This window comes from Nostoc sp. JL31 (genome assembly GCF_017114965.1).
GTDB lineage: Bacteria > Cyanobacteriota > Cyanobacteriia > Cyanobacteriales > Nostocaceae > Nostoc > Nostoc punctiforme_A.
The window spans coordinates 15,463-40,529 of record NZ_JABXKO010000022.1; the positions used below are offsets into that span (position 1 = coordinate 15,463).

Annotated in this window: 26 protein-coding genes and 1 pseudogene; 10 read left to right on the forward strand and 17 right to left on the reverse strand. The window is 43.0% G+C overall.

The window, feature by feature from the left end; all coding sequences use genetic code 11:
• Window positions 1-32 precede the first annotated feature (32 nt).
• The 3 genes from HWQ43_RS03735 to HWQ43_RS03745 are packed head-to-tail and all read right to left on the reverse strand — an operon-like array spanning window position 33 to window position 2,759.
• Window positions 33-779 (reverse strand): NUDIX domain-containing protein, encoded by a 747-nt coding sequence (locus tag HWQ43_RS03735; RefSeq protein WP_292730417.1) that lies wholly within the window; start codon window positions 777-779, stop codon window positions 33-35.
• Complete coding sequence (locus HWQ43_RS03740) at window positions 740-1,339, reverse strand: nicotinate-nucleotide adenylyltransferase (protein ID WP_292730668.1); 600 nt, start codon at window positions 1,337-1,339, stop codon at window positions 740-742. The genes HWQ43_RS03735 and HWQ43_RS03740 overlap by 40 nt, the downstream gene beginning before the upstream one ends.
• A 4-nt stretch (window positions 1,340-1,343) precedes the next feature.
• Complete coding sequence (locus HWQ43_RS03745; protein WP_292730420.1) at window positions 1,344-2,759, reverse strand: nicotinate phosphoribosyltransferase; 1,416 nt, start codon at window positions 2,757-2,759, stop codon at window positions 1,344-1,346.
• A 454-nt stretch (window positions 2,760-3,213) separates the two neighbouring features.
• On the opposite strand from HWQ43_RS03745, the gene HWQ43_RS03750 reads away from it, so the two are divergent.
• Window positions 3,214-3,366: a hypothetical protein gene (locus tag HWQ43_RS03750; RefSeq protein WP_292730422.1), complete on the forward strand. Its 153-nt coding sequence runs from the start codon at window positions 3,214-3,216 to the stop codon at window positions 3,364-3,366.
• A gap of 148 nt (window positions 3,367-3,514) precedes the next feature.
• Here HWQ43_RS03750 and HWQ43_RS03755 read toward each other — a convergent pair whose 3' ends face one another.
• The 5 genes from HWQ43_RS03755 to treZ form a co-directional block, all read right to left on the reverse strand.
• On the reverse strand, window positions 3,515-4,135 hold the full coding sequence (locus HWQ43_RS03755; protein WP_292730424.1) for a Uma2 family endonuclease: 621 nt from the start codon (window positions 4,133-4,135) through the stop codon (window positions 3,515-3,517).
• A gap of 122 nt (window positions 4,136-4,257) precedes the next feature.
• Window positions 4,258-4,428 carry a hypothetical protein gene (locus HWQ43_RS03760; RefSeq protein WP_292730427.1) on the reverse strand — a complete coding sequence of 57 codons (171 nt, stop codon included), beginning with the start codon at window positions 4,426-4,428 and terminating at the stop codon, window positions 4,258-4,260.
• Between the two features lie 56 nt (window positions 4,429-4,484).
• Complete coding sequence (locus HWQ43_RS03765) at window positions 4,485-6,002, reverse strand: trehalase family glycosidase (protein WP_292730430.1); 1,518 nt, start codon at window positions 6,000-6,002, stop codon at window positions 4,485-4,487.
• Window positions 6,003-6,147: 145 nt separating this feature from the next.
• Complete coding sequence (treY, locus tag HWQ43_RS03770; RefSeq protein ID WP_292730433.1) at window positions 6,148-8,946, reverse strand: malto-oligosyltrehalose synthase; 2,799 nt, start codon at window positions 8,944-8,946, stop codon at window positions 6,148-6,150.
• Between the two features lie 573 nt (window positions 8,947-9,519).
• Window positions 9,520-11,367: a malto-oligosyltrehalose trehalohydrolase gene (gene treZ / locus HWQ43_RS03775; protein WP_292730436.1), complete on the reverse strand. Its 1,848-nt coding sequence runs from the start codon at window positions 11,365-11,367 to the stop codon at window positions 9,520-9,522.
• A 47-nt stretch (window positions 11,368-11,414) separates the two neighbouring features.
• Between treZ and HWQ43_RS03780 the strand changes: the two genes are divergently transcribed.
• Window positions 11,415-11,561, forward strand: a complete 147-nt coding sequence (locus tag HWQ43_RS03780; RefSeq protein ID WP_292730439.1) for a hypothetical protein — start codon at window positions 11,415-11,417, stop codon at window positions 11,559-11,561.
• A gap of 273 nt (window positions 11,562-11,834) precedes the next feature.
• On the opposite strand, the gene HWQ43_RS03785 is transcribed toward HWQ43_RS03780, so the two are convergent.
• Complete coding sequence (locus HWQ43_RS03785) at window positions 11,835-12,239, reverse strand: thiol-disulfide oxidoreductase DCC family protein (RefSeq protein ID WP_292730443.1); 405 nt, start codon at window positions 12,237-12,239, stop codon at window positions 11,835-11,837.
• 125 nt (window positions 12,240-12,364) lie between these two features.
• A pseudogene (locus HWQ43_RS03790) lies at window positions 12,365-12,517 on the reverse strand (Uma2 family endonuclease); the annotation flags it as partial.
• 396 nt (window positions 12,518-12,913) lie between these two features.
• Between HWQ43_RS03790 and HWQ43_RS03795 the strand changes: the two are divergent.
• The 5 genes from HWQ43_RS03795 to HWQ43_RS03815 all read left to right on the forward strand — a co-directional run bounded on the left by HWQ43_RS03795 (window position 12,914) and on the right by HWQ43_RS03815 (window position 17,883).
• On the forward strand, window positions 12,914-13,963 hold the full coding sequence (locus HWQ43_RS03795; protein ID WP_292730446.1) for an aldo/keto reductase: 1,050 nt from the start codon (window positions 12,914-12,916) through the stop codon (window positions 13,961-13,963).
• 114 nt (window positions 13,964-14,077) lie between these two features.
• Window positions 14,078-14,650 (forward strand): DNA starvation/stationary phase protection protein Dps, encoded by a 573-nt coding sequence (gene dps / locus HWQ43_RS03800; RefSeq protein WP_292730449.1) that lies wholly within the window; start codon window positions 14,078-14,080, stop codon window positions 14,648-14,650.
• 643 nt (window positions 14,651-15,293) lie between these two features.
• Entirely contained in the window at window positions 15,294-16,010 is a 717-nt protein-coding gene (locus HWQ43_RS03805) for a pirin family protein (RefSeq protein WP_292730452.1), read from the forward strand.
• A 258-nt stretch (window positions 16,011-16,268) separates the two neighbouring features.
• Entirely contained in the window at window positions 16,269-16,973 is a 705-nt protein-coding gene (locus HWQ43_RS03810; RefSeq protein WP_292730455.1) for a mobilization protein, read from the forward strand.
• Window positions 16,974-17,160: 187 nt separating this feature from the next.
• Entirely contained in the window at window positions 17,161-17,883 is a 723-nt protein-coding gene (locus HWQ43_RS03815; RefSeq protein WP_292730458.1) for a class I SAM-dependent methyltransferase, read from the forward strand.
• A gap of 8 nt (window positions 17,884-17,891) precedes the next feature.
• Here HWQ43_RS03815 and HWQ43_RS03820 read toward each other — a convergent pair whose 3' ends face one another.
• The 3 genes from HWQ43_RS03820 to HWQ43_RS03830 form a co-directional block, all read right to left on the reverse strand.
• Window positions 17,892-18,320: a DUF202 domain-containing protein gene (locus HWQ43_RS03820; RefSeq protein WP_292730460.1), complete on the reverse strand. Its 429-nt coding sequence runs from the start codon at window positions 18,318-18,320 to the stop codon at window positions 17,892-17,894.
• 322 nt (window positions 18,321-18,642) lie between these two features.
• Window positions 18,643-19,305, reverse strand: a complete 663-nt coding sequence (locus tag HWQ43_RS03825; protein WP_292730462.1) for a hypothetical protein — start codon at window positions 19,303-19,305, stop codon at window positions 18,643-18,645.
• 80 nt (window positions 19,306-19,385) lie between these two features.
• Window positions 19,386-20,096 carry a cadmium resistance transporter gene (locus HWQ43_RS03830; RefSeq protein WP_292730465.1) on the reverse strand — a complete coding sequence of 237 codons (711 nt, stop codon included), beginning with the start codon at window positions 20,094-20,096 and terminating at the stop codon, window positions 19,386-19,388.
• Between the two features lie 216 nt (window positions 20,097-20,312).
• Between HWQ43_RS03830 and HWQ43_RS03835 the strand changes: the two genes are divergently transcribed.
• Window positions 20,313-21,299: a LysR substrate-binding domain-containing protein gene (locus HWQ43_RS03835; RefSeq protein WP_292730468.1), complete on the forward strand. Its 987-nt coding sequence runs from the start codon at window positions 20,313-20,315 to the stop codon at window positions 21,297-21,299.
• 99 nt (window positions 21,300-21,398) lie between these two features.
• On the opposite strand, the gene HWQ43_RS03840 is transcribed toward HWQ43_RS03835, so the two are convergent.
• The 4 genes from HWQ43_RS03840 to HWQ43_RS03855 form a co-directional block, all read right to left on the reverse strand.
• Window positions 21,399-21,767 carry a pentapeptide repeat-containing protein gene (locus tag HWQ43_RS03840; RefSeq protein ID WP_292730471.1) on the reverse strand — a complete coding sequence of 123 codons (369 nt, stop codon included), beginning with the start codon at window positions 21,765-21,767 and terminating at the stop codon, window positions 21,399-21,401.
• Window positions 21,757-22,071 carry a hypothetical protein gene (locus HWQ43_RS03845; protein ID WP_292730474.1) on the reverse strand — a complete coding sequence of 105 codons (315 nt, stop codon included), beginning with the start codon at window positions 22,069-22,071 and terminating at the stop codon, window positions 21,757-21,759. The genes HWQ43_RS03840 and HWQ43_RS03845 overlap by 11 nt, the downstream gene beginning before the upstream one ends.
• A 184-nt stretch (window positions 22,072-22,255) precedes the next feature.
• Window positions 22,256-22,786, reverse strand: coding sequence for a hypothetical protein (locus tag HWQ43_RS03850; RefSeq protein WP_292730476.1), 531 nt, complete (start codon window positions 22,784-22,786; stop codon window positions 22,256-22,258).
• Window positions 22,787-22,853: 67 nt separating this feature from the next.
• Window positions 22,854-23,051 (reverse strand): hypothetical protein, encoded by a 198-nt coding sequence (locus HWQ43_RS03855; protein ID WP_292730478.1) that lies wholly within the window; start codon window positions 23,049-23,051, stop codon window positions 22,854-22,856.
• Window positions 23,052-23,302: 251 nt separating this feature from the next.
• Here HWQ43_RS03855 and HWQ43_RS03860 point away from each other — a divergent pair, with 251 nt between their 5' ends.
• Both HWQ43_RS03860 and HWQ43_RS03865 read left to right on the forward strand, forming a co-directional pair.
• Entirely contained in the window at window positions 23,303-24,484 is a 1,182-nt protein-coding gene (locus HWQ43_RS03860) for a WD40 repeat domain-containing protein (protein ID WP_292730480.1), read from the forward strand.
• Entirely contained in the window at window positions 24,450-24,845 is a 396-nt protein-coding gene (locus HWQ43_RS03865; protein WP_292730482.1) for a hypothetical protein, read from the forward strand. Before HWQ43_RS03860 ends, HWQ43_RS03865 begins: the two co-directional genes overlap by 35 nt.
• Window positions 24,846-25,067 lie beyond the last annotated feature (222 nt).

The window sequence follows — 25,067 nt, forward strand, 5'->3', positions numbered from 1 at the left end:
ACTTTTAACTCTGGACTTGGGGTCGAGATTGATTAAATAAACACCAAAGGTTTATCTTTTAAGGGAGCAAAAGCTTCGGCGTCAAACTTATACAAGCTAGCCGGACGGCCAGCACCCCGTGATACCTTAATTCCGGTATCGCATAAAAAACCTAACTTGAGTAGACGCGCCCGAAAATTAGAATAATCGGAAAAGTTATCACCTAAAACTGTGGCGTATAACTGATATAAATCATTCAAGGTGAACATTTCTGGCAAGACTTCAAAAGCCACCGGGCTATACTCTAATTTATTTCGTAATCGCCTGTGTCCATAAGCCAGAATTTCGTTATGGTCAAAAGCTAATTGCGGCACTTGTTTTACCGGATACCAAGCGATACCAGTCATGCGATCGGCAATCAATTCGGCTTCTTCAAATCGCACTAGGGCAAAGTAACTAACTGATAAATAACGCACACCATAACTATCAATTGCTTCCCGTGGATCGCGATTTGGCCCGCCAAAGGTATACAGTTGTTCTAAATAGAGATTGTTGACCTTAATTTTCTCCGCCATAATGCGATAAGCGGCATCTTCTAAAGACTCTCCTGGACGTACCAAAGTACCAGGAAGACTCCAATGATTTAAAAATGGTTCTTGCTGTCGCATTACGAGTAGAACTAACAGCCGATTTTGTACAGTATCTACAGAAAAAATTACATTATCAACACCAACCTTGAAATCGGCCAAAGGTTGTTGGTTTAACGGAGTTGGTATCTTTTTTTGTGAACGTCCTGGCATTCGTACAAATGCTCTCGATTAATATAGGCAACTACAGGGGCTGTGAGGGCTTGGGGATCTCCATGTTCGCGGTACGCTGTTGAGGAAACATCTAGACCGGTCAGACTAGCGATCGCAATTTTCCCTCCCAGCTTTTGCACTACCTCTGAACTAGATTCATCTATTGCATATCCGGGTCGCGGTACAATCAGTAGTTGCACTTGCTGTAACAAATCTTCAATGCGATACCAACGTGGTAGCTGACTCAGTAAATCTGAACCAATGATCATCGTTAATTCAGCGTCTTCACCCCAAATAAGCTTCGCTTTTTCCACTGTTTCCAGCGTTCGGAAGCTACTCAATTCTTGTTCCAAAGCAATATTGTGCCGTGGCGCGTCTATATCCGCAATCAACAGTCGCAACATTGCCGCCCGATGTTCTAAGGGTGTTTGATGAGACTTAAACGGATTATCCGCCGCCCAAACCGCAACCCAATCATAACGCTCAGACAACCAACTCAGAATTTTTTGATGTCCCGCAGTTGGTGGATCAGCGCTAGTACCAAACAAAGCAACTCTCATCATCTTACTTTGCGTCCTTGGCGTCCTTGGCGGTTCGTTTCTTAGTTTCTTCAGTCAACACCCGTAACCCCTCAGAAATTTCCACTTCTACAGCCACCGGATAATCCAAGCGCCGTGTATCCTGTGGCAAACTAGCAACAGAGGCGGCGGTACGCTGACGAATTGTTGCCAACGACTCCAACGCCTGCACCCGTTTACCTTCTTGCACTACCAACTGCAACAAAGGTTCTTCTTCCACAGAACTTTCACCTAAAAGTCCCAACCTGTCTGCTTTTACCTTACCTCCCGTAAACGAGCGAAAAATCTGCTTGCGCCCTGGATAAGTAACTTTACCACTAGACTGCTTCATCACTGGGATACCATCAATGTCTACAAGTTTATAAACTCCATTTACGGGCGAACCTGTAACTAGTCGTGTTCCCAATCCGTAACCATCAATCTCGGCCCCAGCAGCTTTTAATCTGGCAATTTCCCACTCATCCAAATCACCACTGGCAAAAATTGGCACACCGGGAAGGAGCGATCGCACCTGTTTTGATAAGGTAACTAAATCTCCTGAATCCAATCTCACTCCTGTTAATTGCATTTCCCCGGAATTTACTTTTTCCGCCAAGCGCTGGGCAGCAGCAATGGTATCGTAAGTATCAATCAGCAATGGCGCACCCGGAAAATATCGATGAAATGCACTAAAAGCTTGTTCTTCAGTGCCTTCTATTGCTGACAATGCCATCACCAAGGCGTGTGCCATCGTACCACTTGGCTTTTCTCCCAGTTGTAGCGCTGCTAACACATTGGAAGTGGAATCTAACCCACCCGCTAACGCCGCCCGCGCCGCCCATAAAGACCCTTGGGGACTAAATGCTCGTCTTGTCCCAAATTCTAAAAGTGTTGCTGATTCCCCTGCTACATCCCGCAACCGGGCTGCTTTTGTGGCAATCAAAGTCTGGTAATTAATCGTATTTAAAAGGTAAGTTTCCACTAGTTGCGCTTGCCAAAGGGGTGCTTCCACCCGCAACAGTGGTTGATTGGCAAACACAGCCGTCCCTTCCGGTACTGCCCAAACATCACCCGTAAACTTTCCCTCAGCTAAAAGTGACCAAAAGCGATCGCTTGCGTGAGCGAAAATTCCCGTTGCCTGTAATGCCGCAATTTGCGCGGAACTAAAGCGGATTTTGGCTAAATATTCTAATGCCTGCGTCAGCCCCATTGCAATCAAATAACCAAAACCCTCTGGCAATCGTCTGACAGACAATTCAAAGCTTGCCCGTCGTTGTTCTATACCTTCGCCTGTGTAACAAGCTGCCATTGTTAACTGGTAAAGGTCGGTCAGCAAGCTGTAGTCATCGGCAGAAAGGTTTAGTTCCTGGTTCTGCTGGCTTTGCTGTTTATATACATAGTCCAAATCTGGCAAAGTTGTCATGCAAGAGCTTCCTTACAAGATGCTTCTTTTATTTATGGTAATATTTACCATAAATAATGTCAACTCCCTGCAAGTATATTGCCTGAGATTGCTGTAGAACAGTAGATTTATCGGTAGCTTAATACTAACTTCATCAAATACTTAATATTTTTTAATAGTGATGGCGCGCAATAATGTTAATTAGAGCGGGTGGCTAATCAAGGAAAATAATATCCTGTCAGAGAAAGTTTGTTTTGCTTCGCTATTTTCCCAAATAGGTTGAAAGAAACAACTATGTTACAATTAGAATCGAAGAGAAGAGTTTGACTTTTTGACAAGCTAAAGTATTGCAAAGTTATCTGAATAAACATTGCATATAGTCTCAATATATTGAGAATAAGAGCAAGGCTTGAATATCAGTATTACAGTATAGCTAGCACAATTAAAGCGACTCGAAAATAAGGAGTCCAATATTATGGCTATTTCCAACATCATTGCGAACATAACCAAGTATATTTCTGAAGCCGCAATGCGGATTTTTGGGCCTAATGATGACGCTTATCCTGCTACAGGCGTACAACCTTTTATAGGTGAACCTTACGATAAGCGTAAAGATGATAATAATTAGGTGCTGATATAGTAGGTGCTGATACGGCATGTGAAAAACATTTATGAACAAAAAGATCCCCGACTTCTTCAAGAAGTTGGGGATCTGATTTTCTCGGTGGAGGGGCAATCAAATAGAATTGCTATAGTTGCGTTGCGATTTATATAAACTACTTGGCAACAGATTGTCCAGCCGAAAATATTTGTTGTGCCGTTAATTGCAAGTTAGGAAAGATTAAGGAGATAAGTCGATCGTTGTTTTGAAAAAACTGTTTTTGATACTCATCCTCTATTAGGTTGCAAATTGTCACCGTTGGCTGTTTAGGTTTGCCAATATATTCTCTGCCACCAATACCTAAATAATCAACAATCCAATATTCAAGAACTCCTAACAGGGCATAGTCTTCAGCTTTCCGGGCGTAATCATTCTGCCAGTTTGTGCTAACAATTTCAGCAATCAGTTTTATTGAGTTTCCAGATGTAATTACAGGCTCTTGTTTCCACAACGGTTCATTAATCAATTGAGTTTGGTCTAACACAATTACATCGGGACGAAAAGCTGTTTCTGTTCCTAAGAGTTTGATTAGACAGCGATGGGGAATAAAATAGCTTAGATCCTGACGATCAATTTCTACATTCAGTTTTCGCCCAATCAATGCAGATACTTGCTCGTGTGGGTCGGTTGGTTCCATCTCAATTAATTCACCATCAATTAGTTCATAGCGATCGCACTCAGCGTACTGGCTAATAAATTCATCAACGGTTAGAATTTTTGGGGCTGATTGAACCATTGTGATTATTCCTCAAGGTACGAGCCAATAAGGTAAGGCGTTATAGCGATGAATTATGCTCAATATAAGAGCAAAGAGCGGAGTTAATTAGAGATTCGTAGCCTTTTCCTTTGCTTTTAAACCTAATCCAAAATATCTCGATCTAGTTTAATTAATGTAGCTTCTTGGCTAACAGCTTTTACCATTTTGGCTGTATCCCACAATTGCCGATCTAATTCAGGAATATCTGAAGTATCAATCGCTGTATCAGGGATATTTTGGAGTTCTTTAAGTCGATTGGGCGAGATGCTCATAGAGTCAAGTGTAATAAATAAAATAAAGGCATGAGGAAAAACTCACGCCTTTTTATTTAAACTTTTTTCCCACCGCCTGCTAAGAGTTCCAGAATGACTCCATTTGTCCAGCCGAAGCCAACTTCGTTAGAACTATATCCAAAGGAGATTTCATCGGAAACGTTGGCAGAACAGCGTTCAACATCATATTTCTCAACTAGGGTATTGTGACGCTCGAATTCTTTAATTACCATAGCCAGAAATTTGTTGGCAATGCGATCGCCTTCTGTATGAAACCCATAACGGTGAAGTCCTTGGACAGCAATGAACGTCAATGGTGCCCAACCGAAGGGAGCATCCCATTGGTTTCCGGTGATATGAGTACTGGTAAGAATTCCGCCTGGGGCTTCAAACAAAGAGAGATTTTCCACGACGCGCTGCGCTTGGGCTTGAGAAGAAATTCCTAGCCACAGGGGATAGAATGTGGTAGCAAATTCGTAGCAACGGCGTTTTCCACTCTGGAAGTGATAGTCGCAATAGAGTCCTCGTTCTTCATTCCAGAGAAATTGATCGATCCGATCGCGCCGATATGCACCGCGATCGCGCCATTGTTTTTCTAGTTCTTCGTTTCCCAAAATAGCGTTAATTTGCGCTAAGTCTTGTTCTACCTGATATAGCAAACTGTTGAGGCACACAGGAGCATAGTGGAGGATATCAGCACTGAAGGGGCCAAATCGGTTGGTGATATCAAAACCGGACTCGCGCATGGTGCGATCGGCCTTGTAAAATAGATGGGTCAGTTTGTCATCTTCCCGATCGTAGTAAAGATTAACGTCGTAATCGTCAATCTCAAAGGTTTGGTAATATTCCTTGACGCGATCATAGTGGCTTTTTCCCTCCTCATCTCGCTCGGAGAACACAACTTCTGGCGCGGGGCCTTCGCCAAAGGCATAAAATCTGGATAAGCCGGTTCCGGGATTCAAATGGGGCGGTACTACCCAGTAATAGTAAAATTGCTCTAGCAGTGGTACGGTTGATCTCAACCACTCTTCATCCTGGGTGTGCTGGAATAGTGCCAAAACCATCATGCTGAGGACGGGAGGTTGCGATCGCGACAGCATATAAGTCCGGTTGGCGTTGAGGATCGTGCCGTAATGTTGCACTTGGTACAATAATTGGTCAACCTGGCTTTGCGCTAGCTCCCATTCTTCATCGTGCAAAAGTCCTAGTAATATAAAGTAGCTGTCCCAGCCATACATTTCGTTAAATCGACCACCTGGTACGACGTAAGGGCCTGGTAGGTATAGTAACCCATGCTGTTTAATCGCTTCGACTTCTGCGGGCAAAGTGCGAATTTCTAGCTGTTGCATATCTTTGGAAGATAGCGATCGCTCTAACACTGTCTGAATGTTGGGACAATCTTCTAAGGGGGAAATGTAGACGATCCAGGGAGTGCCTGGTTTGTGGTCTAGTTTGGTATCTTTGGCAGATTGTAATAAGTGTTCGTGCGATCGCGTTAAGGTTTTCCAGGTTTTTTTGATATGGGCCCGCACGCTGTCAATCCGGGTGGTGGTAAGTGCTGGGGGAGTGATCATAATTCAATTTGACGGGGTGTGAGGAGGTTGGAAGAATTTTTTTTAAGGCAGAGGAACACATTCGCAAAGCGTCTCGAAGAGAAGGGAATCGCAGAGATACGCAGAGATTTGACGGCATTTCTCTGCGTGAGATAGATTTATCTTTTTACTCGGCGCTACTAACTAATAGAGCGACTGGAAAATGGGCGAAGGCAGATCCGATAGATAATGTTTCTGTTGCCTGTAAGGGTTCTTGAGTGATGACGTTTTTCCAGGTGAGGGGAGTTTCAGGGGGTAGTAGCAGGCGTGTATCTTGCCATACTGACAAGCCGTTGGGGTTTTCTCCTGGCTGGATGAGGCTGGTTAAAAAGCGAGGTGCGATCGCGATCGCTGTTTGATTCCCCTCGCGCCGTGCAAAGGCGATAATGTGATTGGCGTAGGTTCCTTGAACTTCTAACGGTACATAGTCGCCATCCTGGAATAATGAGACATAGTTTGTTCTGGCTTGGAGTAATTGAGCCGTTAAAAACAGTTTGATTCTGCCGTCTGTTTTGTCGTTTAGTAACTCCTGAATTAATCCGAGAATGTCTGTTTTTACCTGTTCGCGGATGGCGCTTAAGTAAGTACGTCGCTGTTCAAAATCCACGGGACGGCGATTATCTGGATCGACTAGACTCAGTTCCCAAAGTTCCGTTCCCTGGTATAAGTCGGGTACGCCGGGTGCGGTAATCTTCAGTAGAGTTTGGGAAAGGGAATTGAAGATACCATACTCTGCAATTCGCGCTTGAAAGGGACGAAAGGCTTCTAGAAATTCGCCAGAGATAGCAGGATTTAGTACTTTCTCAATAAAGGAGGTACAAGCTTCCTCATACTCGCTATCAGGTCGTAACCAGGCTGTATGCACCTTCGCTTCTCGTATTGCCTTTATTATATAGTCCTTTACTCGTTCCACGAAGGATGCATGGTCTTGTTCGGCAAAAGGAAACGCCCCTACTAGGGTTTGATAGAGAAAATACTCATCGTTGCGATCGGGTATAGCGAAGCCGTGGCGATCGCTACGATGTCCCCGATTAATCGCACTCCAGGTATTTACCTGCTGATCCCATTCATCGGGGATTTCTGAGAGGACATTCAATCTGGCCCGCACATCTTCGCCGCGTTTGGTGTCGTGGGTAGCTGTGGTGTTCATTGTGTGAGGCCAGGTTTCTTGATGCTGTTTGTTAAATGCATGAAATTTGGCTAAGTTGATGCCAAAATGACCAGGATTTCCCCCGACTTCATTCAGCGACAGCAACCGATTGTAAACATATAATGTGGTGTCTTCTACGCCTTTTGCCATTAGCGGACCGCTGTATTGCTGCATCCGTAAGACAAAATATATCCACTGTTCGCGTTCTGTTTGAGTCAGAGAATTATCAAACTCTAACAGCATTAACTTTTCAATAAAGGTCAGTTCGTTTTGCAATAGGGGCGCTTGTTCTTTGGCTTGGCGAATTACTTCTTGAATCGTAGCGCGATCGCTATCTCCAATTCCATCGGGGGTAATGTAGGTGCGGTAAATTGGGAACAGTGTCAAAACTTCGGCGATCGCTCTTTTTAATCCATTCAATGTAAAATCATTGCCATAGCGATATTTGCTGGAAACGTTCTTTAACAAAAGAGCCAGATTGTCAATATCACCTGCTAAATTCTTTTCCAAAATCAGGTGCTTTTTATCTTTTACTACCGATGCATAATCTACTCTGGAACTGATAAAGTTTTGGTAAATTTTATCAAAGGATAATTCATTTTCTGTTTGACAAAATACCCCATTTACATAATTTAAAAAGTCATATCCAGACGTACCTTGAATTTTCCAGTTTTCTGGCAGTTCTTCGGTGAGTTCTAAAATCTTCTCGACGGTGATATAAACATCTCCTGTCTTTTCCCGCAGCCTTTCGAGATACTGGATTGGGTTATAAAGTCCATCAATATGATCGATGCGTAAACCTGTAAATTTGCCTTCCTCAACCAGCTTTTGAATTAAGCTATGGGTATTATTAAAAACCCGCAGTTCTTCAACTTTAACGGAAATCAGTTCATTGACAGTAAAGAAACGACGGTAATTCATTTCCTCTGCGCCAACCTTCCAGAAGGCGAGGCGGTAAAACTGGTCGTTCAGTAATTCATCTAGGAGGTTAAAGCTTTCTGAATTACCGGGTTCTCCGTTAAAAGTTTCGATATTTTCGTCAATGAACTCGCGGATAGCATCGTTTGTATTATAGAGTTCCCAAAGTAATCCTTTAATAAATGCGATTTGGTCTTGTCGCTGTTTTCCTGCAACTTCTGAAGGCACACTTTTGAGAATGTAGAGAATTCCCAATAGTTTAATAAAATCGGGATGATTGCGTCCCAGTGTACGCGTGAGTTTCCCTAAATTATAGGTGATAAATTTTGTGTAAGATTCTAACCGCAACGGCAATTTCAAGCTGTAATAGTTGACGGTTAAACCGTTTTCTTCGTATTGCAGTTGAATATGTCCGTTTTCCAGGGATGCACCATAGAAATCTCCCAGTAGTGGCGCGAGAATTCGCTCTTGGCGATCGCCAAAGGGAGCATTCCAAGAAAGGTCAAAGTAGTCGGTATAGCTGGAATCTGGGCCGTGTTCCAATACGTCCATCAAGTAATCGTTTTCGCTGCTATAAGCCATGTGGTTGGGCACAATATCTTGTAACCAGCCCATACCAAGGGATTGGATTTCATCAACTAATGCATCAAAGGATTCATTAGTTCCCAATTCTGGGTTAAGTTGAGTGGCATCTACTATATCGTAGCCGTGTGTACTCCCGGATCGTGCTTTGAAAATGGGGGAGGCGTATAAATCAGAAATACCTAAATCTGCTAGATAGGCTGCGATCGCTTTGGCGTTGTCAAAGCCAAACTGAGGTGTAAACTGAATTCGATAAGTGGCGGTGGGAATTCGCATATTTTTTTTGAGTGGAGAGTAAAGGGAATGAGGGAAATGGGGGAGTTTGAGGTTTTGAGCTTGAACGTTGAGCCTTTTATAGGATGTTTGAAAAGTCCTCTTCACGGTAGCAAAAGTGTATTACCCCCCTTATTCCCCCCTTATAAAGGGGGGAAACAAAAAATATAGTTCCCTCCCCTTTACAAGGGGAGGGTTAGGGTGGGGTAAATTTTAAGGGGGGATCAATAAGTACCTAAAATCACAGCCAACCACTTTTCAAACAACCTGTTAGCTTGAACGTTGAGCCTTTTAGCTCGAACCTTAAGGCTTTTAGCTTGAACCTTAAGGCTTTTAGCTCAAACATTAAGCCTTTTAGCTCGAACCTTAAGGCTTTTAGCTTGAACCTTAAGGCTTTTAGCTCAAACATTAAGCCTTTTAGCTCGAACCTTAAGGCTTTTAGCTTGAACCTTAAGGCTTTTAGCTCAAACATTAAGCCTTTTAGCTCAAACATTAAGCCTTTTAGCTCGAAAGTTGAGCCTTTTTGCTTGAAACTTGAAGTTATGAGGCTGAAACTTTAAGTTCTAACTCTCTCCCTTATCCTTTTTCATAGAGTACTAAACTAGTAGGTTGCAATTTCACTTCTTGGCCCACAGACAAATGTTCAGCAGCTTCAGAACCATGCCCAGACCATGAGGTATCAGCAGAGTCCAACAACTTATTAGCATTATGCTTAAACGGCAGAGTCACTGTCACTGGAGACGAATTGAAATTCATCACAAATATTAGTTCACTTGATTCGCACCAACGGCGCACGATGACCAACTTCTTATCTTCATCGCTAGTCGCTTCGATGAAATTGCGGTCTTGGTTGAGAAGTGCTGGATGCGTCTTGCGTAAATTAATTAACTGACGATACCAATCCCACAGAATTTTGTGCTTTCCTTGATTGCGTAATTCCCAATTAAGTTTAGACTTGAGGAAAGTTTCTGCCGATTCGGGATCTGGGGGATCGTCTGCATAGTGAAATGCTTCAAATTCTTGTTTGCGTCCGGCTCGAACTGCTTGAATTAAATCGGGATCGGAGTGACTGACAAAGTAAATGAAGGGTGCAGTTTCGCCGTATTCTTCTCCCATGAATAATAAGGGTAAGTTAGGTGACAACAACACAGCCCCAGCAGCTAACTTTAATCCCTCAAAAGAGATCCGCTGGGTGAGGCGTTCTCCTTTCATTTGATTGCCGATTTGATCGTGATTCTGAATGCAGACTGTAAACTGTGACAGAGGGCGATCGCGGCAAGATACGCCATGAAACCGTTTGCGATCGGGCGAGTACTTCCAATCGTAGACAAAAGTATCACTATAAGCTTTTGCTAAATCAGCCAACTGCCCAAAATCTTGATAATATCCTTGGCGATCGCCTGTCAACAGTGTGTGCAATGAATGGTGAAAATCATCACTCCACTGAGCATCAAGACCATATCCACCCAATTCGGCCGGACGAATTATTTGCGGATTATTCAAGTCACTTTCAGCAATTAGATGGCGTTTCCATTTTTGCCCTTGTTGTGAAAAATGATGAACTGCTTCCGCCAATTCCCATAAAAAATGCTTCGCCCCCAAGTCGTAAATTGCTTGAATGGCATCCAGGCGCAATGCATCAATGTGGAATTCACCCAACCAGTAAAGCGCATTTTCGATAAAATAATTTCGCACACCCTGACTATGGGCATCGTCGAAATTCAGTGCTTCGCCCCACGGCGTTTTATAGGTTTTAGTAAAATAGGGCGCGAACTGACTCATATAGTTGCCTTCTGGCCCAAAGTGGTTATACACCACATCCAGCACAACGGCGATATTATTTTGATGGCAAGCATTTACCAGTTGCTTGAGTTCGGCTGGACTACCGTAGGAATTTTGGACAGCATAAGGATAAACGCCATCATAGCCCCAGTTGCGATATGCAAGAGTTGCCTCAACATGAGTGTCTCCCGGAAACTGGGAGATGGGCATGATTTCAATGGCGTTAATTCCCAGTTCCCTCAGTTCTGGTAAACGGGGAATGATCGCGGTGAAACTTCCTTCTGGGGTGAATGTCCCAACGTGAACTTCATAGAAAATCATCGACTCTACAGGAATCCCAGTCCACCCTTCATCAGTCCACTCAAAATGTTGATCGACAATTTGCGACGGCCCATGCACCCCTTCCGGTTGATACTGCGATGCCGGATCGGCAAAGTTGTCTTGGCCATTCAAGACATACCGATAAAGCGTACCCGGATATACATCGTTGACTTTCGTGTGCCAGTATCCCTCAGATTGAGGCTTGAGGGGAATTAACTGCTGTTCTGGCGTCAAAATTTTTACCGTGACGCTATCTAATAGCGGAGACCAAACTGTAAATTCACACTCTCCGTTACCCAAGTATTGAGCACCAATTTTCACGCAGTATCCTCCCGTCAGTTCAGTTTGTTGTGCCAAATTGCGGCGCGATGGCGTACCCGCCCTTTCCGGTGGCGATCGCAAATGTCATTGATTGCACAATGTTTACAAACACGCCAGATAGCATAATGGTTGGTCTAGCAGACTTTTTGCTAGCATCTGGAGGCGGATTTTTTACCAGAAAAAATTCTGTCTAATGACCAAAGAGGCAGGGGAGCAGGGGGCAGGGGGCAGGGGGAGAAAGATGCTGGAATTCCCCCGCACTCTAGGGTTATGAGCTAATAAATGTATTTATGCTCAAGGAAAAAATATTTATTTTGAGCGAAAAGTGCGACGATAAATAATGCGTATTTGTCTCAGAGCCAATACATTTATTTATGGGGTTTCCCTTCATCCCCCTGCCCCCTGCTCCCTGCTCCCCCTGCCCTCTGCTTCCTGCCTCAGACTGGGAATACCTTCACCTTTACTACCTACGGCTTGCAGCTACCATCAAGACAGTACGATGATTGATATGTATTAGAACGTTTACCAAAGAGTGCATAGCGGTTATCGCGGATTTGTTCGTAAAAGCGATCGCCTGCCCATTTCATCCCCGGTAATGCTCGATAAGCGTCTACAAATATACTTCCTGCTGGCAATAACCGCCCAATTTCTTCTGCTGCATTACTGCCTTGCCAGCGTCTCTGAGGTTCATTACCATCAATTAAAATCACTCCCTGTTCGCAATCTTGGGCTGAAATTCCCCACTGTAAAAGTGTCTGCTCATCTTGCATGGGACTATAGCGAAATAACTTTCCTTGGTCTAAGGTTTCTAGCAATTGCACCAGGCTAACGCAGAGATTACAATTCCCGTCGTAGATTACGTAGTAATTCATAAAAATAATGGCTCTTTGGCAATGATAAGTTAGATGTGTCTAAACACAGCTTTGGTATTCTAGCTTAGAAAACTGTAGCGATCGCTTTTACCTCACCGAATCATCCCCAGCCCCCAATCCCCAGTTCAAATATGCATAATGTCGTCTAGCTTAAGTTGTAAATTTGGCAAGACATCAGAAGAAATAGTATCTCCTAAGCGATATTGTTGTTGCTGGTACACACCGTTAACTAATTGACAAACGGTAAAGGTTGGTTGTTTGGGATTGCCGATAAACTTATAGCAGTCCTAAATCATTCGTGAAAATTATATCTATCTCTCTTTCTTTTTTCTTTCCTTTGTATCCTTGGCGTCCTTGGCGGTTCGTTTCCTAATCTATATTTTTCACAACTCAAATAGGATTGCTATAACAGGTCGATGCATTAACATAATAGGTCGATGCATTAACATAATAGGTCGATGCATTAACATAACAGGTCGATGCATTAACATAACAGGTCGATGCATTAACATAACAGGTCGATGTATTAACATAGCAAGTCGATGCATTGGCATTGCAGGTCTATGTATTAACATTGCAGGTCGATGCATTAAGTCAAACATCGCTCCCAGTTTCCAGTTATCATGCCTTTGGAATGGTATTTGCTTAGTTTTTTCATTAATGAGAAAATATTCATGAGATACAAACTCTTGGGCAAAAGCGGGTTAAGAGTCTCTGAACTCTCCTTGGGAACCATGACCTTTGGTGAAGATTGGGGTTGGGGTGCATCTGTTGACGAAAGTCGTAAAATTTTTGATAGCTATGCAGAAGCAGGGGGAAATTTCATTGATACCGCCAACGGTTATACCGATGGTAGCAGTGAAAAAATTGTCGGCGAGTTGATTGCTAAAGAACGCGAACGTTTTGTAGTTGCGACAAAATATTCCTTTCCCTTGCGGATGAATGAGAAAAAGGGCGATCCTAACGCCAGTGGAAACCATCGCAAGAATTTAATTCAATCTTTGGAAGGTAGTCTGAAACGGCTGAATACCGATTACATTGATTTATTCTGGTTGCACGCTTGGGATTTCACAACACCGATTGAAGAAGTTTTGCGATCGCTTGATGATGTAGTGCGTCAAGGTAAAGTACTTTACATCGGCATTTCTGACACACCCGCTTGGATCGTTTCCCAAGCAAATACCATCGCCCATTATCAAGGATGGACGCAGTTTGTCGCCCTCCAAATTGAGTATAGTTTGATTCAGCGAACACCAGAACGAGATTTGCTACCGCTGGCTAAAGCCTTCGATTTAGCAGTAACACCGTGGTCGCCCTTGGGTGGTGGTGTGTTGACAGGCAAGTATAATCGGTCTCCTCAAGGAGGCGCTGAACAAGGACGACTCGAAACTTTGGGCGGAGGGATTTCTGAGAAGAATTTAGCGATCGCTCAAGTTGTTAGTCAAGTTGCGGCAGAAATTGACCATACACCTTCACAGGTAGCATTAGCTTGGTTACGCGCTCAAAGTGGTGTGATTATTCCGATCGTTGGGGCACGTAAATTAACGCAGTTTCAAGATAACTTAGCTTCAATAGAAGTCAGCCTCTCACCAGAACATCTGCAACGATTAGATGAAGTGAGTCAAATTGAACTGGGTTTTCCCCATGACTTTTTGCACAATGACGTAATTCGCGATCGCCTTTTCGGTGGTACATTCAATACCATAGATAACCATCGTATCTGACTAATAGTCATATACAGTAACACATTCAGCCATTAATATAATCTGTCGTCAGAGAGTTTCGCACAGGCAACCAAAATCTGTAAAGTTAGATGCAGAAGGCATTAACGTAGAACTATGAGCGACAACACCATTACATCACGTCTGTACCCTACCCGCATTGATATTCCCGCCGAAGCGCGAGTACAAATCGTGGTACTTCTCAACCAAACCTTGGCAGCTACTTCGGATCTAAAAACCCAAGCAAAGCAAGCGCACTGGAATGTAAAAGGAACTGACTTCTACCAGCTACACCTATTATTTGATGAACTTGCTGGGGAATTGGAAGGATACATCGATATGGTAGCTGAACGCGTTACAGCTTTAGGCGGATACGCTTTTGGAACAGCCCGCGCCGCAGCTAGTAATTCGATCCTGCCAGAATATCCCTTAGATATTTTGGATGGTAAAGACCATGTAACAGCCTTGTCAGATCGTTACGCATTTTATGCTAAACATCTCCGAGACGCGATCGATAAAACTGATGAATTAGGCGACCTCGATACTGCTGACCTTTACACCGAAATTTCCCGCACCATTGACAAACGACTCTGGTTCTTAGAAGCTCATCTGCAAGTAGCAGAAATTAAAGCAGAGAATGGCAAAGCGGCTACTACTAAAACTCAAAAGATACCTGCTGGTGTAAAGTAAGCACTTTTGAGAGACACTTAATTCATTAATAGGGTGCATTAGACTAAAGTTTAACGAACCCTATGATAACGGTATCTTAATGTGAGTTCTACAAAATTCTCTACCTAGAACTAAAGTTCAAAAGTGTCCCTCTCCGACTCGGAAAGGGGCACTTTTACGTTGTAAAACTAGGCAAAGGTTATTAGAACTCTTGCACAAATGCAAAATTCGCCCTCATCCTCAACCCCTTCTCCCAATATTGGGAGAAGGGGAGCTAAATTCAAAGTCCCTCTCCCACAGGGAGAGGGATTTAGGGTGAGGGCATTTATTCAGCGAATTAGACAGACATTATATAAGTCGTGGAATTCACGTTACCTCGATCGGATTTTTGAGAAGTATATAACACGCCCTAGCAGCTAATCTTGTTGTGCAAAAATTTAAATTGTAGTAATTTAGTTTTCCAAGATTGTATTTTATTCAATTAAAAACATCTGTCAAATTTCACAGTATCTTTTTGGTAAGTACGCCACTTTTAAGTGCGTACTTTTCATTTTATGTGTATATACTTTACTATTTAAATAGTTACAAATTAGGTCTAATCAATCAGAAGTCTAAACTTTGAATTCTAAATTCTTCTAAAAACAATTAACAACGAGGTAAATTTATGTCTCAAAATACAATTACCCACTTAATTCACGATCGCAATGCCCGTGGTCACGCGAAAATGGGCTGGCTCGATAGTTATCACACATTTTCCTTCGGTAGTTTTTACGATCCCAACCGTATGGGATTTCGCTCTCTGCGGGTAATTAACGACGATCGCATTGCCCCTGGTGCTGGATTCCCTACCCACAGCCATCGTGACATGGAAATCCTCACATACGTCTTAGAAGGTGCTGTAGAGCATAAAGACAGCTTGGGTACTGGCTCAGTGATTCGCCCTGGTGATGCCCAGATTATGAGTGCTGGAACTGGAATCAGCCACAGTGAATTTAATCCCTCACCAACTGAACCACTACACTTACTACAAATCTGGATTCTTCCCGATCGAGAAGGAATAACGCCAAGATATGAACAAAAATCTTTTCCTCTCGAAGAAAAGCGCGGCAAATTACGCTTAATTGCTGCTAAAGATGGGCGCGATGGTGCTGTGACAATTCACCAAGATGTTGATTTATACACATCTGTTTTAGAGTCAGGTGATGTTGTTAACTATCAAGTCAAACCTGGTCGCTATGCCTGGTTACAAATAGCGCAAGGCATAGTTAACTTAAATGGTGAAGAACTCAGAGCCGGTGATGGTGTACAAATCAACGGTGAAGAACAGCTAGAAATTAGCACCAACATCGGCGGCGAAATCTTGCTTTTCGATTTAGGCTAATATCGCGGCGAAAAGATGGTTAGAAACCACGTCTAAACAAAACCTGCTTCCGCAGGTTATAACAAGGGGCTTAAGCCCCTTGTTTTGTCTTAGTCCGCGCAGACGGACTTCGCCTGTGTAAAATGAGACTGTTGGAATATATCCAAATCACGGTTATACTTTCTCATAAAACCACCAAAATATTTGGGGGCAATGGCCAAAAAGTTCTTAGTTTGGGAAAGATATATCAGACTTTAATAACTATTAGAGGTGGCTGTAATGCCGACGATTCATTTTGTGGATGGTGAAAAAGGCGGGGTAGGAAAATCTCTCTTTGCCAGGACAATGATTCAGTATTGTTTGGATAAGAGAATCCCATTTATACCAGTGGAGACAGATAGATCGAATCCAGATGTAGCAGGGGTATATAAGGAGATATGTAAATATGCTGTGTTTAGTGAGAATGAACGACAGGCAAATAAGGCAGATAGAATATTTGAGTGGGCGATAGAGAAGCCAGTAATTGTGAATTTAGCTGCACAATCGCATAGAGCAGTACAAGGGTGGATTGAATCTAATCAATTACTTGAACTAGGAAGTTCGCAGGGAGTGATGTTTTGCAAATGGTTTGTATCTACAGGAGGATACGACAGCATCAACCTGTTTGCTCAGTCAGTGAATACCTACGGTGACAAAATCCCTCATATTCTGGTGAGGAATTTAGGGCTGTGTGATGATTGGGAGCATCTAGAGTCAGACTCCAACTATCAGAACATAGTAAATAAATATCAGATAAAAGTTATAGATTTTCCGAAGTTAGCATACAGAGAAAGAAACATAATTGACCAAAATCGCCTGACTTTTGCAGAGGCTAGAGAATATAAAGAATTTGGGATAATTGGAAAACAGAGAATAGTGAATTTTCTGAAGCTTGCTTATGGTGCTTTTGAGAAAGTAGGTATCTGGTATGAAAAAGTTGAGTAGTCATTAGTCATTAGTTATTGGTCATTGGTCATTGGTCATTGGTCATTGGTCATTGGTCATTAGTACCCATGACTTAGGACAAACTTTAGCAGGAGATTGGATGGGGGTGCGATGGCGTACCCAGCCGCCGTAGGCGATCGCTTGGCGAATTTGACTACAATTCTTAGAAAGAGTAGTAAAAACCTAAATGTCTAAAAAGTCCGATTCTCAGTTTCAAAATCTCTTTAGTTCACCCAAATCAAGCAACTGGGACGAAAGATTAGCCCAAATAGCCTATCGCTTTAACCGCGAATATCAACGTGAAACCTTTGAACTCCCAGCAGAAGTACAAGCGATGCCGATATTCCGTGAGTGGATTTCTGGAAGTTTCTCAGGGAGAATTGCTTCCCCTTTCTGGGAAATTGCTAAACCTCAAAAAAACCAGCACTGTATAGATATTGGCTGTGGGATCAGCTTTTTAATCTATCCTTGGCGGGATTGGCAAGCGTTATTTTATGGGCAAGAAATCAGTAATGTGGCGCGCGATACCCTTAATTCTCGTGGGCCACAGTTGAATTCTAAGCTGTTCAAAGGTGTTGAGTTGGGAGCAGCTCATCAGTTAAACTATCCATCAGAGCAATTTGATTTAGCGATCGCCACCGGATTCAGCTGCTATTTTCCCCTTGAATATTGGGATGCTGTACTAGCAGAGGTGAAGCGGGTGTTAAAACCAGGTGGACATTTTGTGTTTGATATCCTCAACCCAGAACAGCCCTTAGCAGAAGATTGGGCAGTTCTGGAAACCTATTTGGGTGCTGAGGTGTTTTTAGAGCCTTTGGCTAAGTGGGAAAAAACGATTAAGGCCGCTGGTGCTAAAGTCGTAACGCATAAATCAGGGGAATTATTCGAGGTGTATAAGGTGCGATTTTAAAAATCTTATTACTCAGGGATAAGTGGACTCATTGGATCTAAGGAAGTTGTAAAAACAAAATAGATTACCCCAGTTCCGAGAATCATCACAGCAAGACTGAACAGCAACACCCAACGGTCTGTTGGTTCGTAAGTATCTTCTTCGATATCACGACGCACAGCAAAATAATGTACTGTTGAGAGCCACACCGTGATTAAACCCACCAGCGAGAAGACTAAACCTAACTTCCAGCCGTTGCCAGGACGGGGTACTAAAGGTACATGGAAGGCACGCAAACGTACAATAACAACACCAAAACCTAAAAGAGCGATCCCTGTGCGCATCCAAGCGAGATAGGTACGCTCATTTGCCAAGTGATCTCGGATTCTGGACGGATTCAGTCGTCCTGGCTTTTTTTTATCTTTTTCTTCTTCTGTAGGTTTCAATTTTAACTGCATCAATAACACCCTTATCCCCAAAGCGGCTCTTATCAAAAAAATGCGAAGGTAGTAGAAAATCTCTTTCCAGATGACTTGCACCCAGCACAATAGTTGCGCTAATGAAATATGCCTGTTGTAATTGTACATTTTTTCCAAAATTTATTTTAATGCAGATATCAAAATAAAACAAGCCTAAAATTGAGGATAGATAAATTCAAAAAAAAAATAGCCAAGATCAGAGAGATGTTTCACCAGTGTTTGTCCTGTTTTTCTCTGATTTTGGCTGTTACCCTATTTAAATTCAGAACAATCATTCAAAAATAGACTATGCAGTTCTATTTCAAGACTGATTGCTAGGCGCATTAGGAACTCGTGTATTTATGAGATCCTGCGATATATCTGGGATAAACCAGTTAGCCTCTTTGCTGTTTAGAACTTTTACAGTCGGGACATTCAATTCAATCGCAGCAGTATCTGGATTCCTCTTAATTACCAACTGAGTTCCATCAAGGATCTTCAGAGCAGCGGCTCCTGTCAATTCTTCACCTTGCCCATTAGGACTAGAAGTAAAATTTGCTACCTGGACATCATTTGGTAGATAGATGCCATCACAATCCCAGTTATTTTTTGTGGATTGACCATCAGCTAGAAAATATAGACCATTCTCGTATACGGCATCTTCATTGTCTTCATCATTTGGTCTTTTACCGTATACCGCTATGGTATTACCTGTTTGGTTGTTGCACTGACCCCAATTGATTCCCGTCTCTAAAGCATATTTTTGCAGTGTTAATTCCTCAGTTCTTTTTTTTATTTCTTCTGGTGTGAGACCTTCAACTTGAGTTTGAGTATCTTTTGTCTGAGAGAGTTGCTTAAGAGCTTTAGTGACTTCGATGTAATCAGGGTTTTTGCTAAATTTTGGTCTATCAGCAAAAGAAGGTTGAGCAAAGGCGAGATTAGCAACAATCATTAAGACAATTAGCAGAGATTTCCAGATTTTCATGTTTTGATTCCTGTTGATGGGTAAGATATTTTGCCGTTTGCAATTAATTTTGCTCAGAAAATTAATGATGCACATCTTTATTAGACAATTAATTTTTCTTGTTCTTCACTTGATGGCTGAGTATTGAAACCTAAAATCAATGAGAATATATAACTAGAAACTACAGATAAAAGAGTCCAATTAACATTTTCCGTGACAATAAACACGCCCAAACCAATCAAGATACAAGGTACAAAAGTGTTGCCATTTTCAGTTAAAAAGTTGGCGATCGCAGGCAAGTAGGTTAACTTATAAGCGGTATAACACCATACACCCACTAGGGTAAAGAATACACCTGTAATTACCAGCAGACTATCTAATTGTGAGTTGGCAAACAGGGGCACGTAGACGCTGATATTATCACTTCCATTAGCAAAGGCGATCGCAGCGACATTGCAAGTTTGCGGAGAGACAAAACTTCTAACTATAGAGGGACAAGACGGCTCAGTTTCTTCTTCGGCTTCCTCTGGTGAATCCTCTTCGCGTTTTAGTAAACTGCTCACACCAATGATTATTGGCATTAACCCAAGTAGTCTAATCCAGTCCTGCGGTATGATTAGTCCACCCAAGAAACCGGGAAGGCTAGCAACGATCAATGCTGCAAAACCGAGATACTGACCAGCAAGGATGTGACGACTGCGAAACGTTTTAGTTATTTGTGAAAAAAGTAACGTCAGTATGACAATATCATCAATGTTGGTGGCAGTGAATGCGGTAATCCCTGTGGTAATTGCAGTTCCTAATTCGCTCATTTGTTGATGTCCTTATTTTCATTCTTGGGCATTGGGTATGGGGCATTGGTTACTCTCCCTCATCTCCCCCTGCTCTTTACTTGGCCGTTTGAGTCCGTGCCGAAGCTTTGATTTATACTTTAGTCAAACTAACCGATAGAATCAAATGCTTTTATTTGTCAAAATGATAAATGAAAGTGATTAAAATTTTGACACCAAGTCTTAGGGATACGATAAATGGCAGGAATGACGCTTGAGCAGCTAAAAATATTTCTGGCTGTGGCGCAGAACTTACACTTTACTCGCGCAGCAGAGGAGCTTTATATTACACAACCTGCCGTCAGTGCAGCGATCCACAACCTAGAACAAGAATACGGTGTGAAACTATTCCATCGGATTGGTCGCCATATCGAGATTGCTGAAGCGGGTAAATTACTGCAAGTGGAAGCGCAGAAAATTCTCGATCAAGTTTCCTTGACAGAAAGGGGATTGCGAGAATTGAACAATCTGCAACGGGGTGAATTGAAATTAGGGTCGAGTCTGACAATTGGTAACTACTGGCTACCAAGTAAGATTAGTGAGTTTAAGAGCCAATATCCTGGTATCCAGATTGACTGTACTCTTGCCAATGCAGAAACGATTTGTGTTGGTACAGCGATGGGACAGTTTGATTTAGGTTTGGTGGAAGGTGATGTAAAGCCAGCGCTTCAGAATACTCTAGAGTACGAAATAGTTGCGAGCGATCGCTTGCAAATTGTGGTCGGTCAAAAACACCCTTGGTTTGAGTGGGGAGAAGTTGATTTAAGTCAACTAACCCAAACTCCTTGGGTGATGCGGGTGCGCGAATCTGGAACCCAGCAAAGGTTTGAGGAAGCGTTGCAAAATTGGGGCATCAATCTCAGCGAACTGAATGTAATTTTAGTGTTTACCAGTGGTGAGATGGCAAAAGCCGCGATTGAAAATGGCGTAGGCGCAACTGGAATTTCTGAGTTGATGGTAAAAAAAGAAATCCAGTTGGGGACTCTGCGGGCAATTCGAGTTATTGATAATAGAGAAGGTAACGGTGCGATGCCTACGGCGGGCTGCGCCTACGCAGAAATAGTTCGACCTTTTTTCAAAATCAAACACCGTCAGCGTTTTCAAACTGCTCTTTCCAAAGTCTTTGAACAAATGTTGATATCGTCTATGTTGGATAGTTCGCATCAACATTTATCAGTTATTTGAAGGAGATTGGGTATTGGGCATTGGGCATTGGGCATTGGGCATTGAGAATTGATCAATAATTAATAATTCTTCTTCCTCTGCTCTCTGCTCCCCTGCTCCCTACACCTTCCGCATATTTCTACTGATCGGGTCAAAACCTCTAGAAAACCGCGTACTTTCATCATAGTAAGCACCAGTCAGATTAGCTCCATACAACTTGGCATAGTTGAGTTTTGCTCCTCGAAGATTTGCTTCATTCAGATTGGCACCGCTCAAATTAGCTCTGGTCAAATTCGCTTTGGCTAAATTAGTACTACTCAAATCTGCTCCCCAGAGTTTAGCTTTAGCTAAGTTAACTCCACTCAAGTCAGATCCCCATAAATTAATTCCAGGCAAATCGGCTTCAATCAGCTTGTCCCCACTCAAGTTGACGGCTGGAAAATATCTTTCTCCTGCGGCAAAACGCCTTTTTAATTCTTCAGCATTCATGCGTCACGTTGACCTTCTTTAGCAATACAGAAGTTATTTGTTCCCATTCTTGGCTTAGTTCTCCTGAAAATTCTGGCTGACCACTGCGTTGATACCAGAAATGGGCATTGTTCAAATCGCCTTCTTTGCGGTGCAGATAAGCATGAACCCAGGCACTATCAGCATCACTGGCATTTGCAACTATTTCATGAGCCTTGCTCCAATCACCTTTGTTGTCATACCACATTGCTTGCAGTCCTTTTGGTAGTGTCTGAGGACATAGACGCTGTTTTTCGATCAATCGCAGGAATTCCTCTGTATTCACGATCGCCACCTAACAAGAATCAAACTTCTATCTCTAAGATACTCTCAGCTTCAGGGGAGCAGGGGAGCAGGGGAGCAGGGGAGAAGTTGCAGTAAGTTTTTCCCCTCCGCCCCTCCGCCCCTCTGCCCAATGCCCAATGCCCAATGCCCAATGCCCAATACCCAATGCCCAATGCCCTTCATCTCTACTTAACTGGAATAACTTCAAACTGGAAAGTACCGATCAAACGGTTATCAATATAGACTTCTATTCTATGCTTACCAGCCGGATCGCCAGGGGCGATTGTCCAAAAATTCTCGATTACACCTTCTGGAGCCGACTGTGTGCGCCGTGTTACAGATGTCTTGCCGTCTGCTGATATTGAGAAATCTTCACCATTATCTGTACCCCAAGTTTCTGGAGGTTTTGGTAAATACAAGACTTCACGCCATTTCACTTCACCTTGGTAGTTTTTGAGTTTAATCCGCCACCCGTAGATGTTTCCTTCCTGAAGTGGCACTCTTGTTGTCTGGAAAATAGTAACGTTTCCTTTGGAGTCAACTCTCTTCAGACCAAACTCGGTGTTACTGACAGTAATCTGTTTTGCATTCGTTGGCGTCGGAGATGATATGGCATTTTCTACCAAAACAGAAGTAGCATTGATTGGCTCAGAAACGATAATCCCAGATATTAGCCAAAAAGCAGCTAGCACAGCAGTAGTAGTCCAAATTCTCATTAGTATGGTTTTCCTGTCAGACTTTTGGTACTTATTCAAGTAATCTGCCATGTTTTCCGGGTCAAGGTTAGCGATGGTTAGACAAAGACGAAATTGCTTTGAGAAATTTGGCGGATTTAATCAACCCACTGGCTTTGGTCAACATCCAATTTAAAATCAGTAAATTATAGTCTTTGCGAAAGGCAAACCATTGCGCCGGCGTTTCTGCATCTGCGTAGGCGTAGCCCGCCGTAGGTATCGCATCTACTCCATACCCATTCCTCACCGTCTTACTCTACAAGAGACTTCACGAACGGGATAGTGTGGCATGGATGTAGTATTCTAAATCCTGAATTACGATCCGAATTTTCAACGCCTGGGATTTGCATTGTTTGGAGTCGCCAGTCCATCTGACTTAATTGCTGACAAACGCCGGACACCTTTTAACATTGGGACAGCTATAGAGTTATACGGCTTTCGATTGCATGAAGCTAACCCATTGCTAAATGGGTTACAGGGAGCAATCAGCCAACCGTTGTGCTGCAAGAGGTGATCTATTGGACAGGGGGGCAACCGTTTCTAACTCAAAAACTTTGTCAATTAGTTCTCCAAACTGCCTTAAATACATCAGAGCGGAAAATTATCCTATCCCCAAAAACTGAGGCGTATTGGGTAGAAGAATTGGTGCGATCGCACATTATCCAACACTGGGAATCACAAGATGAACCCGAACACCTGCGCACGATTCGCGATCGCCTACTTTTTAACCAACAACAAGCTGGACGGTTATTGAGTCTTTATCAGCAGGTATTGCAAGCAGAGGAAATAGAGGACGCAAAGAATAAAAATACTAGCGACTCTTGGTATCCTCTACCTCCAATATCTCCCGTGCCTACCGATGATAGCCGAGAACAGACAGAGCTTTTACTATCGGGATTGGTCGAGAAACACAACGGCTATCTCAGAATTAAAAATCCCATCTACCGCAGTATTTTTAATGCTGAATGGGTATTAAAGCAGTTAGACAATCTGCGCCCTTATTCACAGCCATTCAATGCTTGGGTAGCATCGGGCTTTCAAGATGAGTCACGCCTGCTACGGGGTAATGCTTTACAACAGGTCTTGGACTGGACTCAGCGTAAAAGTCTCAGCGATTTGGACTATCGATTTTTAGCAGCCAGCCAAGAATTGGAACGTCGAGAAGTCCAGCAAAAACTGGAAGTGGAACGACTCAAAGAAACTGAAGCGCGATTGGCGAGTGAACAAAAGAGCGCCCGCCTTCAGCGACGACTCCTGCTAGGGGTAAGTTTGGCTATAGTAGCAGTTATTATCTTGGGGTTCACAACACTCTATGCCGCAGGGCAAGCATCGCTGAGTGAGGTACGGGCGATCGCATCTGCTTCCAATGGGAGTTTTAATTCCAATCAACGCTTAGATGCACTGGTACAAGCAATCCGAGCCAGACAGAAATTTCAACGGCTCGATCTGCAAAATTTGGCAGATGCCAATGCCCTGGATCTCCAAACCCGCAAAGTATTAGAACAAGCTGTCTACGGTGCTGATGAATTCAATCACTTATCAGGGCATCAAGGGATTGTCTTAGGCGTTGATTTTAGCGCTGATGGTCAGTGGATTGTCTCATCTCGATCGCACAGTCAAGCTATGGAAGCGGGATGGAACACTGGTGAGAACGCTACCACATACTGCAACCATACATAGCGTTCGCTTCAGACCCGATAGCCGCCTGATAGTCGCTGCTGGCATTGATGGCGCTATCCGTCTTTGGAGGATCGATGGTAAATTGTTGACCATTTTTAAAGGGCATAAATCTGCGGTGTGGCGAGTTGCCTTTAGCCCAGATGGACAAACGATCGCTTCTGGCAGTGGCGATTTTAGCGTCAAGCTTTGGCAACTAGATGGTACTTTAATCAGAACTCTTAAACATGAGCGTGGTGTGTGGGGAATTGCCTTCAGCCCTGATGGTAAAACCCTTGCCTCTGGGGGAGATGACCAACTTGTGATTCTGTGGGAGCTAGAACAAATTCTCCATCTCAACCTGTTGAAATACAGTTGTGATTAGGCGCAGAATTATTTAAAGACTAATATAACAGTAGAAAAGAGCGATCGCTCTATTTGCAATTACAGTCTTTTTCATTGATTTGAACCATTATCCCTTGTTGGGGCGACTGCAAAACAATACCTATGAATGAAATTCTCAAGCAGCCCTTGCTATCAGCATTTATCAATCTTGAAGCAATTCCAACAACCAAAACTCCTTTAATACAATCTCTGACGAAATTTA

Bases quoted from the DNA above. Each gene is read 5' to 3' on its own strand.
- HWQ43_RS03850 (WP_292730476.1), bottom strand. From the start codon at position 22,786: ATGAGAATTTGGACTACTACTGCTGTGCTAGCTGCTTTTTGGCTAATA.
- HWQ43_RS03750 (WP_292730422.1), top strand. From the start codon at position 3,214: ATGGCTATTTCCAACATCATTGCGAACATAACCAAGTATATTTCTGAA.
- HWQ43_RS03835 (WP_292730468.1), top strand. From the start codon at position 20,313: ATGGCAGGAATGACGCTTGAGCAGCTAAAAATATTTCTGGCTGTGGCG.
- HWQ43_RS03840 (WP_292730471.1), bottom strand. From the start codon at position 21,767: ATGAATGCTGAAGAATTAAAAAGGCGTTTTGCCGCAGGAGAAAGATAT.
- HWQ43_RS03760 (WP_292730427.1), bottom strand. From the start codon at position 4,428: ATGAGCATCTCGCCCAATCGACTTAAAGAACTCCAAAATATCCCTGAT.
- HWQ43_RS03780 (WP_292730439.1), top strand. From the start codon at position 11,415: ATGGCGTACCCGCCCTTTCCGGTGGCGATCGCAAATGTCATTGATTGC.
- HWQ43_RS03785 (WP_292730443.1), bottom strand. From the start codon at position 12,239: ATGAATTACTACGTAATCTACGACGGGAATTGTAATCTCTGCGTTAGC.
- HWQ43_RS03745 (WP_292730420.1), bottom strand. From the start codon at position 2,759: ATGACAACTTTGCCAGATTTGGACTATGTATATAAACAGCAAAGCCAG.
- HWQ43_RS03820 (WP_292730460.1), bottom strand. From the start codon at position 18,320: ATGCAGTTAAAATTGAAACCTACAGAAGAAGAAAAAGATAAAAAAAAG.
- HWQ43_RS03735 (WP_292730417.1), bottom strand. From the start codon at position 779: ATGCCAGGACGTTCACAAAAAAAGATACCAACTCCGTTAAACCAACAA.
- HWQ43_RS03755 (WP_292730424.1), bottom strand. From the start codon at position 4,135: ATGGTTCAATCAGCCCCAAAAATTCTAACCGTTGATGAATTTATTAGC.
- HWQ43_RS03765 (WP_292730430.1), bottom strand. From the start codon at position 6,002: ATGATCACTCCCCCAGCACTTACCACCACCCGGATTGACAGCGTGCGG.
- HWQ43_RS03815 (WP_292730458.1), top strand. From the start codon at position 17,161: ATGTCTAAAAAGTCCGATTCTCAGTTTCAAAATCTCTTTAGTTCACCC.
- HWQ43_RS03810 (WP_292730455.1), top strand. From the start codon at position 16,269: ATGCCGACGATTCATTTTGTGGATGGTGAAAAAGGCGGGGTAGGAAAA.
- HWQ43_RS03795 (WP_292730446.1), top strand. From the start codon at position 12,914: ATGAGATACAAACTCTTGGGCAAAAGCGGGTTAAGAGTCTCTGAACTC.
- HWQ43_RS03830 (WP_292730465.1), bottom strand. From the start codon at position 20,096: ATGAGCGAATTAGGAACTGCAATTACCACAGGGATTACCGCATTCACT.
- HWQ43_RS03740 (WP_292730668.1), bottom strand. From the start codon at position 1,339: ATGAGAGTTGCTTTGTTTGGTACTAGCGCTGATCCACCAACTGCGGGA.
- HWQ43_RS03825 (WP_292730462.1), bottom strand. From the start codon at position 19,305: ATGAAAATCTGGAAATCTCTGCTAATTGTCTTAATGATTGTTGCTAAT.
- HWQ43_RS03805 (WP_292730452.1), top strand. From the start codon at position 15,294: ATGTCTCAAAATACAATTACCCACTTAATTCACGATCGCAATGCCCGT.
- treY (WP_292730433.1), bottom strand. From the start codon at position 8,946: ATGCGAATTCCCACCGCCACTTATCGAATTCAGTTTACACCTCAGTTT.
- dps (WP_292730449.1), top strand. From the start codon at position 14,078: ATGAGCGACAACACCATTACATCACGTCTGTACCCTACCCGCATTGAT.